General features: G+C 67.5%; 1 pseudogene. It reads right to left on the reverse strand.

Features of this window, described 5'->3' with window-relative positions:
- A pseudogene (locus tag I6F31_RS36300) lies at positions 1–204 on the reverse strand (protease inhibitor Inh/omp19 family protein); the annotation flags it as partial.
- Between the last annotated feature and the right edge of the window lie 70 nt (positions 205–274).

Raw genomic sequence — 274 nt, forward strand, 5'->3', positions numbered from 1 at the left:
GCCTGCGGCGTCAGCCTTCAGCGTGACGACGCAGGTCTTGCTGCGCTCGGTGGTCGAGAGCTCCCATTGTCCGGGCATCTGCTTCTTCAGGCTCGCCGCATCCTGCGCATGCGCGATGCCGATCGCGGCCAAGGAGGCCGCGACGGCGCCGATCGCGCTCAGGCAGGCCGCAACGACATATGCGAGAAGGCGACGAGCGATCATCAGCGTCCCTTGACCGGCGTTTCCGCAACCGGCGTCAGCGGCGCCTTGCCGGCGAACCAGGCCTTGAGAT

The organism is Bradyrhizobium sp. NBAIM01 (assembly GCF_020194115.1).
Lineage (GTDB): Bacteria > Pseudomonadota > Alphaproteobacteria > Rhizobiales > Xanthobacteraceae > Bradyrhizobium > Bradyrhizobium yuanmingense.